The organism is Streptomyces griseorubiginosus (assembly GCF_017614965.1).
GTDB classification, from domain to species: Bacteria; Actinomycetota; Actinomycetes; order Streptomycetales; family Streptomycetaceae; genus Streptomyces; species Streptomyces griseorubiginosus_B.
Genome location: NZ_WVUG01000043.1, coordinates 25,985 through 41,127 on the forward strand (window position 1 = coordinate 25,985; position 15,143 = coordinate 41,127).

At 69.8% G+C, this 15,143-nt stretch carries 15 protein-coding genes; 12 read left to right on the plus strand and 3 right to left on the minus strand.

Annotated features, from left to right (window positions below; all coding sequences use genetic code 11):
- The first annotated feature begins 34 nt into the window (after positions 1–34).
- From rsmD to mutM, 7 genes are all read left to right on the plus strand, one after another.
- Positions 35–619: a 16S rRNA (guanine(966)-N(2))-methyltransferase RsmD gene (gene rsmD / locus GRC12_RS11500; RefSeq protein WP_208779107.1), complete on the plus strand. Its 585-nt coding sequence runs from the start codon at positions 35–37 to the stop codon at positions 617–619.
- Positions 620–645: 26 nt separating this feature from the next.
- Positions 646–1,125, plus strand: coding sequence for a pantetheine-phosphate adenylyltransferase (gene coaD, locus GRC12_RS11505; protein WP_308286528.1), 480 nt, complete (start codon positions 646–648; stop codon positions 1,123–1,125).
- 58 nt (positions 1,126–1,183) lie between these two features.
- Complete coding sequence (locus GRC12_RS11510) at positions 1,184–2,236, plus strand: DivIVA domain-containing protein (protein WP_208779109.1); 1,053 nt, start codon at positions 1,184–1,186, stop codon at positions 2,234–2,236.
- A gap of 132 nt (positions 2,237–2,368) precedes the next feature.
- A complete protein-coding gene (locus GRC12_RS11515) occupies positions 2,369–3,013 on the plus strand; it encodes a YceD family protein (protein ID WP_208779110.1) in 645 nt (214 codons plus the stop codon).
- A gap of 2 nt (positions 3,014–3,015) precedes the next feature.
- Positions 3,016–3,189 carry a 50S ribosomal protein L32 gene (gene rpmF, locus GRC12_RS11520; protein ID WP_003951102.1) on the plus strand — a complete coding sequence of 58 codons (174 nt, stop codon included), beginning with the start codon at positions 3,016–3,018 and terminating at the stop codon, positions 3,187–3,189.
- Between the two features lie 7 nt (positions 3,190–3,196).
- On the plus strand, positions 3,197–4,048 hold the full coding sequence (gene rnc, locus GRC12_RS11525) for a ribonuclease III (protein ID WP_208779111.1): 852 nt from the start codon (positions 3,197–3,199) through the stop codon (positions 4,046–4,048).
- A gap of 79 nt (positions 4,049–4,127) precedes the next feature.
- Positions 4,128–4,988: a bifunctional DNA-formamidopyrimidine glycosylase/DNA-(apurinic or apyrimidinic site) lyase gene (gene mutM / locus GRC12_RS11530; RefSeq protein WP_208779112.1), complete on the plus strand. Its 861-nt coding sequence runs from the start codon at positions 4,128–4,130 to the stop codon at positions 4,986–4,988.
- Here mutM and GRC12_RS11535 read toward each other — a convergent pair.
- Positions 4,961–5,362: a winged helix-turn-helix transcriptional regulator gene (locus GRC12_RS11535; RefSeq protein ID WP_133046774.1), complete on the minus strand. Its 402-nt coding sequence runs from the start codon at positions 5,360–5,362 to the stop codon at positions 4,961–4,963. The two genes, mutM and GRC12_RS11535, sit on opposite strands and share 28 nt — an antisense overlap.
- A gap of 145 nt (positions 5,363–5,507) precedes the next feature.
- On the opposite strand from GRC12_RS11535, the gene GRC12_RS11540 reads away from it, so the two are divergent.
- Positions 5,508–6,089 (plus strand): flavodoxin family protein, encoded by a 582-nt coding sequence (locus GRC12_RS11540; protein WP_208779113.1) that lies wholly within the window; start codon positions 5,508–5,510, stop codon positions 6,087–6,089.
- Between the two features lie 12 nt (positions 6,090–6,101).
- Here GRC12_RS11540 and GRC12_RS11545 read toward each other — a convergent pair whose 3' ends face one another.
- Positions 6,102–7,226, minus strand: a complete 1,125-nt coding sequence (locus GRC12_RS11545) for a CAP domain-containing protein (protein ID WP_208779114.1) — start codon at positions 7,224–7,226, stop codon at positions 6,102–6,104.
- Positions 7,227–7,395: 169 nt separating this feature from the next.
- Between GRC12_RS11545 and GRC12_RS11550 the strand changes: the two genes are divergently transcribed.
- From GRC12_RS11550 to GRC12_RS11565, 4 genes are all read left to right on the plus strand, one after another.
- Positions 7,396–7,677 carry an acylphosphatase gene (locus tag GRC12_RS11550; protein ID WP_133046777.1) on the plus strand — a complete coding sequence of 94 codons (282 nt, stop codon included), beginning with the start codon at positions 7,396–7,398 and terminating at the stop codon, positions 7,675–7,677.
- 383 nt (positions 7,678–8,060) lie between these two features.
- Positions 8,061–8,264 carry a hypothetical protein gene (locus GRC12_RS11555; RefSeq protein WP_016432419.1) on the plus strand — a complete coding sequence of 68 codons (204 nt, stop codon included), beginning with the start codon at positions 8,061–8,063 and terminating at the stop codon, positions 8,262–8,264.
- Positions 8,265–8,484: 220 nt separating this feature from the next.
- A complete protein-coding gene (gene smc / locus GRC12_RS11560) occupies positions 8,485–12,096 on the plus strand; it encodes a chromosome segregation protein SMC (RefSeq protein WP_208779115.1) in 3,612 nt (1,203 codons plus the stop codon).
- 193 nt (positions 12,097–12,289) lie between these two features.
- Positions 12,290–13,711, plus strand: a complete 1,422-nt coding sequence (locus GRC12_RS11565) for a sugar porter family MFS transporter (RefSeq protein WP_208779116.1) — start codon at positions 12,290–12,292, stop codon at positions 13,709–13,711.
- 110 nt (positions 13,712–13,821) lie between these two features.
- Here the strand turns inward: GRC12_RS11565 and GRC12_RS11570 are convergent, their stop codons facing one another.
- A complete protein-coding gene (locus GRC12_RS11570) occupies positions 13,822–14,793 on the minus strand; it encodes an LLM class flavin-dependent oxidoreductase (RefSeq protein ID WP_208779117.1) in 972 nt (323 codons plus the stop codon).
- Positions 14,794–15,143 lie beyond the last annotated feature (350 nt).

The following is a 15,143-nucleotide window of genomic DNA, read 5'->3' on the forward strand; positions in this document are numbered from 1 at the left end:
GAACCCGTAGCCGCCCACGACCGAGGAACCGAAGATGACCCGCGTGATCGCCGGCGCTGCCGGCGGACGTCGACTCGCCGTGCCGCCGGGCAACGGCACCCGTCCCACCTCCGACCGCGCACGCGAGGGCCTTTTCTCCACCTGGCAGTCCCTCCTCGGCGGCCCCCTCCAGGGCGAACGGGTACTGGACCTGTACGCCGGCTCAGGGGCCGTGGGCCTGGAAGCCCTCTCCCGAGGCGCGAGCCACACCCTCCTCGTCGAGGCCGACGCAAGGGCCGCCCGCGTCATCAGGGAGAACGTCAAAGCCCTCGGCCTCCCCGGCGCGGAGGTCAGGGCGGGCAAGGCCGAGCAGATCATCCAGTCGGCGCCCGCGGCCCCGTACGACCTGGTCTTCCTCGACCCCCCGTACCGTGTCACGGACCACGATCTTCGCGAGATTCTGCTCACACTCCGCACCGAACACTGGCTCGCGCCGGAGGCTCTGGTCACCGTGGAGCGCAGCACCAGAGGCGGAGAATTCAAGTGGCCGCAGGGCTACGAGGCGGTCAAGGCCCGTCGCTACGGCGAGGGAACGTTTTGGTACGGTCGCGCCGCCTCTACGTGCGAAGACGCACGATGACCGGACCGGAGAGCGAGGGATCACAAGTGCGCCGCGCCGTCTGTCCCGGGTCGTTCGACCCCATCACCAACGGACACCTCGACATCATTTCCCGCGCCTCCCGTCTGTACGACGAGGTCTACGTCGCGGTCATGATCAACAAGTCCAAGAAGGGCCTGTTCGAGATCGACGAGCGGATCGACCTGATCCGCCAGGTCACCGCCGAGTACGGCAACGTGAGGGTCGAGGCCTTCCACGGACTCCTCGTCGACTACTGCAAGCAGCGTGACATCCCGGCCATCGTCAAGGGCCTGCGCGCCGTCAGCGACTTCGACTACGAGCTGCAGATGGCCCAGATGAACAACGGCCTGTCCGGCGTGGAGACGCTCTTCGTGCCGACGAACCCCACCTACAGCTTCCTCTCCTCCTCCCTCGTCAAGGAGGTCGCGACCTGGGGAGGCGACGTCTCCCACCTCGTGCCGCCGACCGTCCTCGAAGCCCTGAACGCGCGCCTCCGCCAGGACTGATGGGGCTACAGTCGTCCCGTCCGTCTCCAACACATCGGTAGAGAGTGGCGAGCACACGGTGGACGTGCAGAAGAAGCTCGACGAGATCGTCGCGGCGGTCTCCAGTGCCCGGTCGATGCCCATGTCGGCGTCGTGCGTGGTCAACCGCGCGGAACTGCTCGCGATGCTCGAAGAGGTCCGCGCGGCCCTGCCCGACTCCCTGGCCCAGGCGCAGGAGCTGATCGGCGGCCGGGAGGAGATGGTCGAGCAGGCCCGCCAGGAGGCCGAGCGGATCATCCAGGGCGCGCACGCCGAGCGCGGCTCGCTGATCTCCGACACAGAGATCGCCCGCCGCTCCCAGGCCGAGGCCGACCGGATCCTGAGCGAGGCCCGCCGGGAGGCGGAGGAGGTCCGCGCCGAGGCCGACGACTACGTGGACTCCAAGCTCGCCAACTTCGAGGTCGTCCTCACCAAGACCCTGGGCTCCGTCGGCCGCGGCCGCGAGAAGCTGCTGGGCACCGGCCCGGGCCTGGACGAGCAGGGCTACGAGGACGAGGACGCCCCCGAGCGCAGCCACGACCCGGAGACCCTGCGCAAGGACGCCGACGCCTACGTCGACGCCAAGCTGGGCGCCTTCGAGGCGGTCCTCGCCAAGACGCTGGAGGCGGTCGGCAAGGGGCGCGCCAAGCTGCACGGCCGCATCGCCACCGACGACCTCGGCGCCCTCGCCGACGACACCACGTCCTTCCAGCACTCCAGCGACGCCGACTACCTGGCCGACCTCGCCGCGCTCTCCCAGCAGGAGAACTCCGCCGAGCAGCAACAGCCGCAGCAGTACGACCAGCAGCCGGCCTACGGCTACCAGCAGACGGACACCTACGCCGCGGCCGGCTACCAGCAGCAGACGTACGGCCAGCAGGACGCGTACGGCTACCAGCAGGCCGACCCCTATGCGTACCAGGGCTACGACGCCCAGCAGCAGGCCTCGTACGACCCGAACCAGGTCCAGCAGCACCAGTCGCAGCAGCACCAGCCGCAGCAGTCGTACGCCCTGGACGAGACCAGCCTCTTCGACACCGGCATGATCACGCCGGAGCAGTTGAGGGCCTACGAGCAGGGCCGCGGCCAGTAAGGGACCACCGGATTGGGCCGTGAGCGAAAGGTCCAGTATCCTGGCTCTTCGGTCGCGCGTACGTCCGCGATCAACGCTGCCCGGGGACACCGCAGGGCGGCGTCCCTCTGAGCTCAGAAGATCGAAAGCAGGATGGCTCCCAACGCTCGCCTCGACCACCGCAACCCCCTCGTGTTCGACACGCACGAGCTGGGTCGCCGTCCCGGTGCGCTGCAGCGGCTGTCCCGCACGGTCGACGCCCCCAAGGACTTCGGTATCCAGGGGGTCGTCGGAGTGCCGGAAGGCGCTCCGGTGGAGCTCGAACTCCGGCTCGAGTCGGTCATGGAAGGGGTGCTTGTCACAGGCACCGCCCGTGCACAGGCCGAGGGGGAGTGCGTAAGGTGTCTGGAGCCGCTTCAGCTCGACGTCGAAGCGGACTTCCAGGAGATGTTCTCGTACCCTGACGCCGACGACCGGGGCCGCCCCAAGGCGGAGCCGGCCGACGACGCCGAGGAAGACGAGGACAGGCTCTTCATCGAGGACGGCCTGTTCGACCTCGAGCCCGTGCTGCGCGATGCGGTGGTGCTCGCACTGCCGATGCAGCCGGTGTGCCAGGAAGACTGCCCGGGTCTGTGCTCCGAGTGCGGAGCGCGGCTGGCGGACGACCCGGACCACCACCACGACGCCGTCGACATCCGTTGGGCGGCACTGCAGGGACTCGCCGAAACCATGACGGACGGCGAGAAGGACGAGATGAGCGGCGCCGAAGCGGGCGTCGACGAGAAGCAGGAGAAGTAGCCGTGGCTGTTCCGAAGCGGAAGATGTCGCGCAGCAACACGCGCCACCGCCGGTCGCAGTGGAAGGCTGCGGTCCCCACCCTGGTTGCGTGCGAGCGCTGCCACGAGCCCAAGCAGCAGCACATCGCGTGCCCGTCTTGCGGCACCTACAACAAGCGCCAGGTCCTCGAGGTCTGAGCGGCTGGTGAGAGGCACCGTGTCCACTGCCAAGAAGGCGGATGACGCCAAGGCGGACCCGTCCGCCAAGAAGAAAGCGGACAACACGGCCTCGTCCCACACGCTTCTGGAAGGGCGGCTCGGGTACAAGCTCGAGTCCGCCCTTCTGGTGCGTGCGCTGACCCACCGTTCCTACGCGTACGAGAACGGCGGTCTGCCGACCAATGAGCGGCTGGAGTTCCTCGGGGACTCCGTGCTCGGTCTCGTGGTCACGGACACGCTGTACAACACCCACCCCGACCTGCCCGAGGGCCAACTGGCCAAGCTGCGGGCCGCGGTGGTCAACTCGCGTGCGCTGGCGGAGGTCGGTCGCGGCCTGGAACTCGGCTCCTTCATCCGGCTCGGCCGGGGTGAAGAGGGCACGGGCGGCCGGGACAAGGCGTCCATCCTCGCCGACACCCTGGAAGCGGTGATCGGCGCGGTCTATCTCGACCAGGGCCTCGACGCGGCCTCCGAACTGGTGCACCGCCTGTTCGACCCGCTGATCGAGAAGTCCTCGAACCTCGGTGCCGGCCTGGACTGGAAGACCAGTCTCCAGGAGCTCACCGCGACCGAAGGGCTCGGTGTCCCCGAGTACCTGGTCACGGAGACCGGCCCCGACCACGAGAAGACCTTCACTGCTGCCGCCCGCGTCGGAGGCGTCTCGTACGGCACCGGCACCGGCCGCAGCAAGAAGGAGGCGGAGCAGCAGGCCGCCGAGTCCGCCTGGCGGTCCATCCGGGCCGCCGCGGACGAGCGCGCCGCGAAGGCGGCGGCCGAGAAGGCCGCCCTGGACGGCGACGGCGACGGCGACGAAGGCCCGACCTCCGTCTCTGCCTGACGAACAGCGCGTCCCGAGCGCCTGTCCCGCACACCGGGGCGGGCGCTCGGCTCATCCACAGTCCGGTACGGGAGTCGTCATGCCCGAGTTGCCCGAGGTCGAGGTCGTCCGGCGCGGCCTGGAGCGGTGGGTCGCCCACCGTGTCGTCGCCGACGCCGAGGTGCTGCACCCGCGTGCCGTGCGGCGTCACATCGCGGGCGCCGACGACTTCGCGCACCGGCTCAAGGGCCACCGGGTCGGCGTCCCGAGCCGCCGCGGCAAGTATCTGTGGCTGCCCCTGGAGGACACCCGCCAGTCGATCCTGGCGCACCTCGGCATGAGCGGACAGCTGCTGGTCCAGCCGGCCACGGCCCCCGACGAGAAGCACCTGCGCATCCGCGTCCGCTTCGCCGACGCTCTCGGGACGGAACTCCGCTTCGTCGACCAACGCACCTTCGGCGGGCTGTCGTTGCACGACAACACCCCCGAGGGTCTGCCCGACGTCATCGCACACATCGCCCGCGACCCCCTCGACCCGCTGTTCGACGAGGAGGCCTTCCACCAGGCGCTGCGCCGCAAGCGGACCACCATCAAACGGGCCCTGCTGGACCAGTCGTTGATCAGCGGGGTCGGCAACATCTACGCGGACGAGGCCCTTTGGCGGGCCCGCGTCCACTACGAACGCCCCACCGCCGGCTTCACCCGACCGCGCACGGCCGAACTCCTCGGCCACGTACGGGATGTGATGAACGCGGCCCTCGCCGTCGGCGGCACCAGCTTCGACAGCCTGTACGTCAACGTCAACGGGGAGTCCGGCTACTTCGACCGGTCCCTCGACGCGTACGGCCGTGAGGGTCTGCCGTGCAAGAGGTGCGGTACGCCCATGCGCAGGCGTCCCTGGATGAACCGGTCCAGCTATTTCTGCCCGAAGTGTCAGAGGGCGCCGCGCGTGGCGTCGTAACGCTCGCGGGCCGTGAGGACGTCGTTCATGCGGCCCTCCACCAGGTGGATCAGGTCCAGCAGCCGCTCGGCGACCTGGCGGCCGAGCGGGGTCAGTTCGTAGTCCACGCGGGGCGGGTTGGTCGGCTGGGCCTCGCGGTGCACCAGGCCGTCGCGCTCCAGTGCGTGCAGGGTCTGGGAGAGCATCTTCTCGCTCACGCCGTCGACCCGGCGGCGCAGCTCGTTGAAGCGCAGCGAACCCTCGTACAGCGCGCCCAGCGTGAGTGAGCCCCAGCGTCCCGTGACGTGTTCGAGGGTGCCGCGCGAGGGACACGCCTTGGCGAACACATTGAACGGGAGGTCGTGCGCCGACGGGCGCTCCTGCGTGCTGTCCATAGCACAAGCGTACTCGAACGCAGCGCTAACCAACAGGTTGCACTAACCATAAGTTAGTGCTTTCCTTTCGTCATCGCCGATGAGCTGGTCATTGGCCATGAACGCTCATCGACTCTCATCCACGCTCATCCCAGGAGTACTCATCGTGACCACCCCCGTTGTCTCCATCGCCTACCACTCCGGCTACGGCCACACCGCGGTGCTCGCGGAGGCCGTCCGCGCCGGTGCCGTCGAGGCGGGTGCCGAGGTGCACCTGATCAACGTCGACGAGATCACCGACGAGCAGTGGGCGCTGCTGGACGGCTCGGACGCCATCGTCTTCGGCTCGCCGACCTACATGGGCACCGCTTCCGGCGCCTTCCATGTCTTCGCCGAGGCGTCCTCGAAGCGCTGGTTCGGGCAGGACTGGAAGGACAAGCTGGCGGCCGGCTTCACCAACTCCGGCTCCAAGAGCGGCGACAAGCTGCACACCCTGCAGTTCTTCCAGATCCTCGCCGGCCAGCACGGCATGCACTGGGTCAACCTCGGGCTGCACCCCGGCTGGAACAACAGCGAGGGCAGCGAGCACGACCTCAACCGCCTCGGCGTCTTCGCGGGCGCGGCCGCCCAGACCAACGTCGACGAGGGCCCGGACGCCGTCCACAAGGCGGACATCCAGACCGCCGAGCACCTGGGGCGCCGGGTGACGGAGACAGCACGGGTCTTCCTGCTGGGCCGCGCCGCCTGAACCTCGCAGCGTCTAGTAGCCGAAGTCCTGCGTCCACCACGGGCCGCCGGTGCCGAAGTGGACACCGACCCCGAGGGTCTTGAAGTCGCAGTTCAGGATGTTCGCCCGGTGGCCGGGGCTGTTCATCCATGCCTCCATCACCGCGGCCGCGTCGGCCTGCCCCCGGGCGATGTTCTCGCCGCCGAGGTTGGTGATGCCGAGCTTGGCGGCCCGGTCCCACGGCGTCGCGCCGCTGGGGTCGGTGTGGTCGAAGAAGTTCTGCGCGGCCATGGCGTCGCTGAAGTTCTCCGCCAGCTCCGACAGGGTGCTGTTCGCGGACACCGCGCTGCAGCCGACCTTGGCCCGCTCCTCGTTGACGAGCTTGAGCACCTCCGCCTCGGCCGCGGCCTGGGCGGAGACCGTCACCGCGGGGGCGGCCGCGGACTGCTTCGGCGGCGCGGTCTCCTTCTGCGAGGGCTTCGAGGGCGTCGTCTTCGGCTTCTTGCTCTGCGGCGCCTTCGGCTTCTTCGTCGGCACCTCGGTCGGGGCGGCCGCGGAGGCCGACGGAGTGGAGGGAACAGCGGAGGGCGTGGGCGAGCGGTCGGCGTCGCGGCTCGTGGAGGAGCCGTCGTCCCGGCCCTGGACACTGCCGGAGGTGCCGCCCTGCTCGGCCGCCGAGTTGCTCGGCGTGCTCGCGGCCTGCACCTTCCCGCCGCCGCCACCGCCACCCAGCTTGTAGTTGTCCAGCCCGGGCACCGCACCCGTGGCGACCGCGACCGTGCCGATCGCGACCGCCGCGGAGACCCCGAGCAGGCCGGTCTTCACCGGCGTCGCGGTCCGCTTCCGGCGCCGGTGCGACCCGCCGCGCCCGCCGTCGGGCGTGAAGCCGTCGTCCGGGAAGACGGTGCGGTAGTCGTCCTCGTTGGCGAACAGGTAGGCGGCGCTCCGAGCGGAGGCCTCGGCGTACTCGTCCGTGTTCAGATACGGGGCCGTGCCCAGCGTGGGCGGGTCCTCAGGCCCGTAGGCCTCCGGCGGGTCATAGCTGTACGAGTACTGCCGGGGGTCGTAACTGCCGGCGTGCGAGCCGTTCCTCGCTGTGACCCCCGTGGCGCGGCCCGTGGCGGCGCGGCCGGCGGCGGAGCGTCGGTGGCGTCCCATGTTTCTGGCCTTCCTCGTCCTGGCGGTCAACCCGCCGGATAGGATCTTGCGGGTGACCCAGCTCACTCCTTCGAGTGAGTTTTATCTGAGATTCATTGGGTGGGGACGGTACCGCATGGCGCCAGAGGAGGAAGTGTCCGGAGAGACATTGGCCGGTTAGGTTGCCCCCATGAGCGAGGATGTACGACTGGTCGCCTGGGTGCGCGGACGCGTCCAAGGTGTGGGTTTCCGCTGGTTCACGCGGGCCAAGGCGCTGGAGCTCGGTGGCCTGAGTGGTTTTGCTCTCAATTTGGGCGACGGCCGGGTCCAGGTGGTCGCGGAGGGCTCGCGGGAGTCCTGTGAAGGACTTCTGGACTGGCTCCAGGGTGACGACACGCCCGGGCGTGTGGAGGGCGTCACCGAGATCTGGGACACACCTCGCGGGGGTTACGACGGCTTCGCCATCCGCTGACCGCTTTCTGTAAAGAGGCCCAGGCGGAAGCGGACGGACATGCCACCGGCAGCTGCCGGGAGCGGAAAGACGCTGGTGGTTGCCAAGAACCGCTTGCTCTGGCAGGCTGCGCACGCAAAGATGATCGCCACGCCCCGAGGGGCCCGCAGGAGTCGCAGCGCAGCCGTTCTCAGGCCGCGCGCCCCCGGGATGCCCGCCAATACGGGGCGTGATCGTGTTGACCGTCAAACTTTTTGGTGAGACGCTGAAAGCACCCCGCGCACCTTAGCTGTTTGGCATGGATGAACGGCAGCATGAACTCCATAGTGTCAAGCACCACGGGTGCGATTCCCTCACGACCCACACCGCTTCGGTCGGTCACTCAGTGTGGAGGACCATCCATCATGGCAAAGGCGCTTCTCGGTTACGTCGGCGGCTCCGACCCTCGACTCCTCGCCGAGATGCGACGGCTTCAGCAGCGTGTCCAGGACCTGGAATCCGAGCTCGTACGGATCCAGGCCGAGAACGACGCGCTCGCGGCTGCCGCTTCTCACGACAGGATCATGGAGAGCATCGACGCACACCAGGCGGAGCCTGCGCTCACCTGATCACTGCATCGCACCACGACAGCAGTGGTTGGGCCGCCCGTATCAACCGCTAAGTTGTCAGATTTGCAAGGGACGCTTCGGCGTCCCTTCTTTCTTACCTGCCCCCGCGCATCCTTTCACCTTCTACAACGTTTGATGTGCCCTGCATGTTCAAAGGTGAAACCGCGGGAGACAGCACGTTCATGGAGTGAGACACCCCCGGAAGGTAGAGTCCAGCGGCGTGCACCTCAAGGCCCTGACCCTCCGCGGGTTCAAGTCGTTCGCCTCGGCGACCACGCTCCGGTTCGAACCGGGGATCACGTGCGTCGTCGGACCGAACGGTTCGGGCAAGTCCAACGTCGTCGACGCCCTCAGCTGGGTGATGGGCGAGCAGGGCGCCAAGTCGCTGCGCGGCGGCAAGATGGAGGACGTCATCTTCGCCGGCACCACCGGCCGCCCGCCGCTGGGCCGCGCCGAGGTGTCCCTGACCATCGACAACTCCGACGGCGCGCTGCCCATCGAGTACGCCGAGGTCACCATCACGCGGATCATGTTCCGCAACGGCGGCAGCGAGTACCAGATCAACGGCGACACCTGCCGTCTGCTGGACATCCAGGAACTCCTCTCCGACTCCGGCATCGGCCGCGAGATGCACGTCATCGTCGGCCAGGGGCAGCTCGACTCCGTGCTGCACGCCGACCCCATGGGCCGCCGCGCCTTCATCGAGGAGGCGGCGGGCGTCCTCAAGCACCGCAAGCGCAAGGAGAAGGCCCTCCGCAAGCTCGACGCGATGCAGGCCAACCTCGCGCGCGTGCAGGACCTGACCGACGAACTCCGCCGCCAGCTCAAGCCCCTGGGCCGGCAGGCCGCCGTCGCCCGCCGGGCCGCCGTCATCCAGGCCGACCTCCGCGACGCCCGGCTGCGTCTGCTGGCCGACGATCTCGTACGACTGCGCCAGGCACTGCAGGCCGAGGTCGCCGACGAGGCCGCGCTGAAGGAGCGCAAGGAAGCCGCCGAGCAGGAACTGAAGAAGGCCCTCCAGCGCGAGGCCCTCCTGGAGGACGAGGTACGGCAGCTCACCCCGCGCCTGCAGCGCGCCCAGCAGACCTGGTACGAGCTCTCCCAGCTGGCCGAGCGCGTGCGCGGCACGATCTCGCTGGCCGACGCCCGCGTGAAGAGCGCCACCTCCGCGCCCCCCGAGGAGCGGCGCGGACGCGACCCCGAGGACATGGAGCGCGAGGCCGCCCGGATCAGGGAGCAGGAGGCCGAGCTGGAGGCGGCCCTGGAGGCGGCCGAACGCGCCCTCGAGGACACGGTCGCCCACCGCGCCGAACTCGAACGCGAACTCACGCAGGAGGAACGGCGCCTGAAGGACGTGGCCCGCGCCATCGCCGACCGCCGTGAGGGCCTCGCCCGCCTCAACGGCCAGGTCAACGCGGCCCGTTCGCGCGCCGCCTCGGCCCAGGCCGAGATCGACCGGCTGGCCGCGGCGAGGGACGAGGCACAGGAGCGCGCGGTCGCCGCCCAGGAGGAGTACGAGGCGCTGAAGGCCGAGGTCGACGGCCTGGACGCCGGCGACGCCGAACTGGCGGAGCGGCACGAGTCGGCCAGACGGCAGCTGACGGAGGCGGAGACCGCTCTGTCGGCGGCCCGTGAGGCGGCGACGGCGGCGGAACGCCGGCGCGCGGCGACCCAGGCCCGCCACGAGGCGCTGGCACTGGGCCTGCGCAGAAAGGACGGCACGGGTGCTCTGCTGGGAGCGAAGGATCGTCTCTCCGGCCTGCTGGGCCCGGCAGCCGAACTCCTGACCATCACCCCGGGCTACGAGGTCCCCCTGGCGGCGGCTTTCGGCGCGGCGGCGGACGCACTGGCGGTGACGTCACCGTCGGCGGCGGCGGACGCGATCCGCCTGCTGCGCAAGCAGGACGGAGGACGGGCGGCACTGATTGTGGCCGGGGGCCCCGAAGACGCGCCCCATAGGGGCGCGGGGCTGCAACAACATGCGGCTCCGCCGCAGGGCGCGGCCAGCCCCAACGCACCGGCAGACGCCACACATCAGCACGCGGCAGATCTCGTCCGCGGCCCTTCCGACCTGATGCCGGCGGTCCGTCGCCTTCTGCACGGCATCGTCGTCGTCCCCACCCTCGAAGACGCCGAGGAACTGGTCTACTCCCAGCCCCACCTCACCGCCGTGACCGCCGAAGGCGACCTCCTCGGCGCCCACTTCGCCCACGGCGGCTCCGCAGGCGCCCCGAGCCTCCTCGAAGTACAGGCCTCCGTCGACGAGGCCGCCGCCGAACTCGAAGAACTGGCCGTCCGCTGCGAGGAACTCACCGAGGCCCAGCACGCGGCACAGGAGCGGCGCAGGGAATGCGCCGCCCGTGTCGAGGAACTGGCCGACCGCCGCCGAGCCGCCGACCGCGAGAAGTCGACCGTGGCCCAGCAGCTCGGCCGGCTCGCGGGGCAGGCCAGAGGCGCCGCGGGCGAGGCCGAGCGGTCCGTCGCGGCGGCGGCCCGCGCCCAGGACGCCCTCGACAAGGCCCTCCAGGACGTGGAGGAACTCGCCGAGCGGCTGGCCGTGGCCGAGGAGATGCCCGTCGAGGAGGAGCCCGACACCTCCGTCCGGGACCGTCTCGCCGCCGACGGCGCCAACGCCCGCCAGACCGAGATGGAGGCCCGCCTCCAGGTCCGTACGCACGAGGAACGCGTCAAGGGCCTGGCCGGCCGCGCCGACTCCCTCGACCGCGCCGCCCGCGCGGAGCGCGAGGCACGCGCGCGTGCCGAGCAGCGGCGGGCCCGGCTGCGTCACGAGGCGGCCGTCGCGGAGGCCGTCGCCTCCGGTGCCCGCCAACTGCTCGCGCACGTCGAGGTCTCGCTCACCCGCGCCGACGAGGAGCGCACCGCCGCGGAGGCCGCCAAGGCCCGGCGTGAGCAGGAGCTGGCCGCGGCCCGCAACGCCGGCCGTGACCTCAAGGCGGAGCTCGACAAGCTCACCGACTCCGTGCACCGCGGTGAGGTCCTCGGTGCCGAGAAGCGGCTGCGCATCGAGCAGTTGGAGACCAAGGCGCTGGAGGAACTGGGTGTCGAACCCGCCGGGCTCGTCTCCGAGTACGGCCCCCACCAGCTCGTACCGCCCTCTCCGCCCGCCGAGGGCGAGGAGCTGCCCGAGGACCCGGAGCACCCGCGCAACCGGCCGAAGCCGTTCCACCGGGCCGAACAGGAGCGGCGGCTTAAGGCGGCCGAGCGCGCCTACCAGCAGCTCGGCAAGGTCAACCCGCTGGCGCTGGAGGAGTTCGCCGCGCTGGAGGAGCGGCACAAGTTCCTCAGTGAGCAGCTGGAGGACCTGAAGAAGACCCGCGCCGATCTGCTTCAGGTCGTGAAGGAGGTCGACGAGCGGGTCGAGCAGGTCTTCACCGAGGCCTACCGGGACACCGCCCGGGAGTTCGAAGGTGTCTTCAGCCGGCTCTTCCCCGGCGGCGAGGGACGGCTCGTGCTGACCGATCCCGACAACATGCTCACCACGGGCGTCGACGTCGAGGCCCGGCCGCCCGGCAAGAAGGTCAAGCGGCTGAGCCTGCTCTCCGGTGGCGAGCGGTCGCTGACCGCCGTCGCCCTGCTGGTGTCGATCTTCAAGGCCCGTCCGAGCCCGTTCTACGTCATGGACGAGGTCGAGGCCGCCCTCGACGACACCAACCTCCAGCGGCTCATCCGGATCATGCAGGAGCTGCAGGAGGCCTCGCAGCTCATCGTGATCACGCACCAGAAGCGCACGATGGAGGTCGCCGACGCGCTGTACGGCGTCTCCATGCAGGGCGACGGTGTCTCGAAGGTCATCAGCCAGCGGCTGCGCTGACCCGTCGCCGACGGCCTGTTCCTTCAAGAAGTGAACGTAAGTCACGGAATCCTGTCTCAGTTCTCACATTTTCTCGCGTTTGATTTTGGGAGTTGAAGGCATAAGGTCAGCAGAGTTGGATTTAGCTTCAGGTACCACCTACCTGGAGAGCTGACCGCCCCGGCGGCGTTGCCGGTGGCCCGAGGAGTTGAACGTGACCAGCACAGCGCAGGCACAGAAGTCAGGAGCCGGTACGGCTCATCCCGATCACCTCGGGCACGTCATCTTCATCGCGGCGGCGGCCGCGATGGGCGGTTTCCTCTTCGGCTACGACAGTTCCGTGATCAACGGCGCCGTCGAGGCCATCCGGGACCGCTACGACATCGGCTCCGCGGCCCTCGCCCAGGTCATCGCCATCGCTCTGATCGGCTGTGCCATCGGCGCCGCGACCGCGGGCCGGATCGCCGACCGCATCGGCCGGATCCGCTGCATGCAGATAGCCGCCGTGCTGTTCACCATCAGCGCCGTCGGCTCCGCGCTGCCCTTCGCCCTGTGGGACCTCGCCCTGTGGCGCGTCGTCGGCGGCTTCGCCATCGGCATGGCCTCCGTCATCGGCCCCGCCTACATCGCCGAGGTCGCCCCGCCGGCGTACCGCGGCCGGCTCGGCTCCTTCCAGCAGGCCGCGATCGTCGTCGGCATCGCCATCTCCCAGCTGGTCAACTGGGGCCTGCTCAACGCGGCCGGCGGCGACCAGCGCGGCAAGCTGATGGGCCTGGAGGCCTGGCAGGTCATGCTGGGCGTCATGGTGATCCCGGCCGTCCTGTACGGCCTGCTCTCCTTCGCCATCCCCGAGTCGCCGCGCTTCCTGATCTCCGTCGGCAGGCACGAGCGCGCCCGCGAGATCCTGGCCGAGGTCGAGGGAGGCGAGAGCGCCGTCCTGGACGCCCGGGTCGCCGAGATCGAGCAGGCGATGCGGAGCGAGCACAAGTCGTCGTTCAAGGACCTGCTCGGTGGCGGCTTCTTCTTCAAGCCGATCGTCTGGGTCGGTATCGGCCTGTCGGTCTTCCAGCAGTTCGTCGGCATCAACGTCGCGTTCTACTACTCCTCGACGCTGTGGCAGTCGGTCGGTGTCGACCCGACGGACTCGTTCTTCTACTCCTTCACGACGTCGATCATCAACATCGTCGGCACCGTGATCGCGATGATCTTCGTGGACCGGATCGGCCGCAAGCCGCTGGCCCTGATCGGCTCCGTCGGCATGGTCGTCGGTCTGGCGCTGGAGGCCTGGGCGTTCTCGTACCACCTGGTGGACGGCAAGCTGCCGGCCGCGCAGGGCTGGACCGCCCTGGTCGCCGCCCACGTCTTCGTCCTCTTCTTCGCCCTGTCCTGGGGTGTGGTCGTCTGGGTCATGCTCGGCGAGATGTTCCCGAACAAGCTGCGCGCCGCCGCCCTGGGCGTGGCCGCCTCCGCGCAGTGGATCGCCAACTGGGCCATCACCGCGAGCTTCCCGTCGCTGTCCGACTGGAACCTCTCCGCGACCTATGTGATCTACACGGTCTTCGCGGCGCTCTCCATCCCGTTCGTCCTGAAGTTCGTCAAGGAGACGAAGGGCAAGGCGCTGGAGGAGATGGGCTGAGGCCCCCAGGCTCGGGGTAGGCCCCCGGCTCGGGGTAGCCCCCGCCTCGGGGAGAAGGGCCAAGTCCCCGCCGCCCCTCTCCCCGCATCCGCAGGACGTACCGCCCCGGCTCACTCACCGAGCCGGGGCAGTACGTTCTCGCAGAACAAGCGCAGGCTGCGCCATCCCTCCTCCACCGGCATGCCACCGGACAGCGGATGCAGGACGAGGTTGTCGAGCCCCTGCTCCACGCACTGGTCCGGCGTCAGGATCCGGTAGACGCCCTCGGCGCGCAGTTCCTCCACGCTCGTGGCCCCCGACTTCACCGCCGAGCGGATGTCCCCGGACTGCCAGGAGGCGTAGGTCCGGGCCTCGTGCAGGAAGTGCGAGCCGTAGGAGGCCCAGGCCCGGTCGGGGTCCTCGGCGATGTGCAGCAGCGGGGTCTCGGCGGTCGGCATCATGGTCCAGCCCTCCGTGCCGTACTCCACGAGCCGTTCCTTGTAGTAGGCCTCCAGCTCCGGCAGATGCGCGCTCGGGAAGAAGGGGAGACCGAGACGGGCGGCCCGGCGGGCGGCGGCCTTCGATGAGCCGCCGACCAGCAGCAGGGGGTGCGGGTCGGTGAAGGGACGCGGGGTGATCCGTACCGTACGGCCCCGGTACTCGAACGCCTCGCCGGTCCAGGCCTTCAGAAGGGTCTCGAGGACCTCGTCCTGGATCCTCCCGCGGCGCTTCCAGTCCACGTCGAACAGCGCGTACTCCTCCGGGCGGTACCCGATCCCCGCGACCGTCACCAGTCGGCCGCCGCTGAGCAGGTCCAGCACGGCGATCTCCTCGGCCAGCCGCAGCGGATCGTGCAGCGGGCCGATGATCGCCGACACGGTCACCGCGATCCGCCGGGTCGCGCCGAAGACCGCGCCCGCGAAGGCGAACGGCGACGGCAGCCAGTTGTTGTCGGCACCGTGGTGCTCCTCGGTCTGCACGGTGGTGATCCCGTGCTCGTCGGCGTAGGCGGCCATCTCCAGGGCCGCGCGGTAGCGGGCGGAGAGCGTGGCGGGGGTGGCGCCGGGCTCGACGAGGTTGAAGCGGACGACCGTGACGGGCATGAGGGTCCCCCTTCACAGGGCGGGTGGTGCGGGGGACGGTAGCTGACGGAGCGTCAGATGGCCATGCCGTTGGTTGCCGCGATGAGCGAGGGCGTGTCGCGGCCCACTGCATGGGCCACGACACGCCCTGGGTGACGCTCCAATGCGCACCCGGCACGTCCCGATACCGGACGCGTTGTGACTCCGCTCCCGAGGAGCTTCCGGCCGACCGAAGCCGGACCGCGGGCCAGCCCGGCCCGGCAGGGCACGAGGCCCGCCTGTGCAGCGAACGATCGAGGGGGGCGTCACGCCATACTGAGGGTGTTATGGAAACCGTCATCCTTGCTGTAGTCATCGCCGTGGTCGTGCTC

Coding starts and splice junctions, on each gene's coding strand:
- GRC12_RS11555 (WP_016432419.1), top strand. CDS start 8,061: ATGGCAAAGGCGCTTCTCGGTTACGTCGGCGGCTCCGACCCTCGACTC.
- GRC12_RS11515 (WP_208779110.1), top strand. CDS start 2,369: ATGGCTCCCAACGCTCGCCTCGACCACCGCAACCCCCTCGTGTTCGAC.
- GRC12_RS11570 (WP_208779117.1), bottom strand. CDS start 14,793: ATGCCCGTCACGGTCGTCCGCTTCAACCTCGTCGAGCCCGGCGCCACC.
- GRC12_RS11535 (WP_133046774.1), bottom strand. CDS start 5,362: ATGGACAGCACGCAGGAGCGCCCGTCGGCGCACGACCTCCCGTTCAAT.
- rsmD (WP_208779107.1), top strand. CDS start 35: ATGACCCGCGTGATCGCCGGCGCTGCCGGCGGACGTCGACTCGCCGTG.
- GRC12_RS11550 (WP_133046777.1), top strand. CDS start 7,396: ATGAGCGAGGATGTACGACTGGTCGCCTGGGTGCGCGGACGCGTCCAA.
- mutM (WP_208779112.1), top strand. CDS start 4,128: ATGCCCGAGTTGCCCGAGGTCGAGGTCGTCCGGCGCGGCCTGGAGCGG.
- GRC12_RS11545 (WP_208779114.1), bottom strand. CDS start 7,226: ATGGGACGCCACCGACGCTCCGCCGCCGGCCGCGCCGCCACGGGCCGC.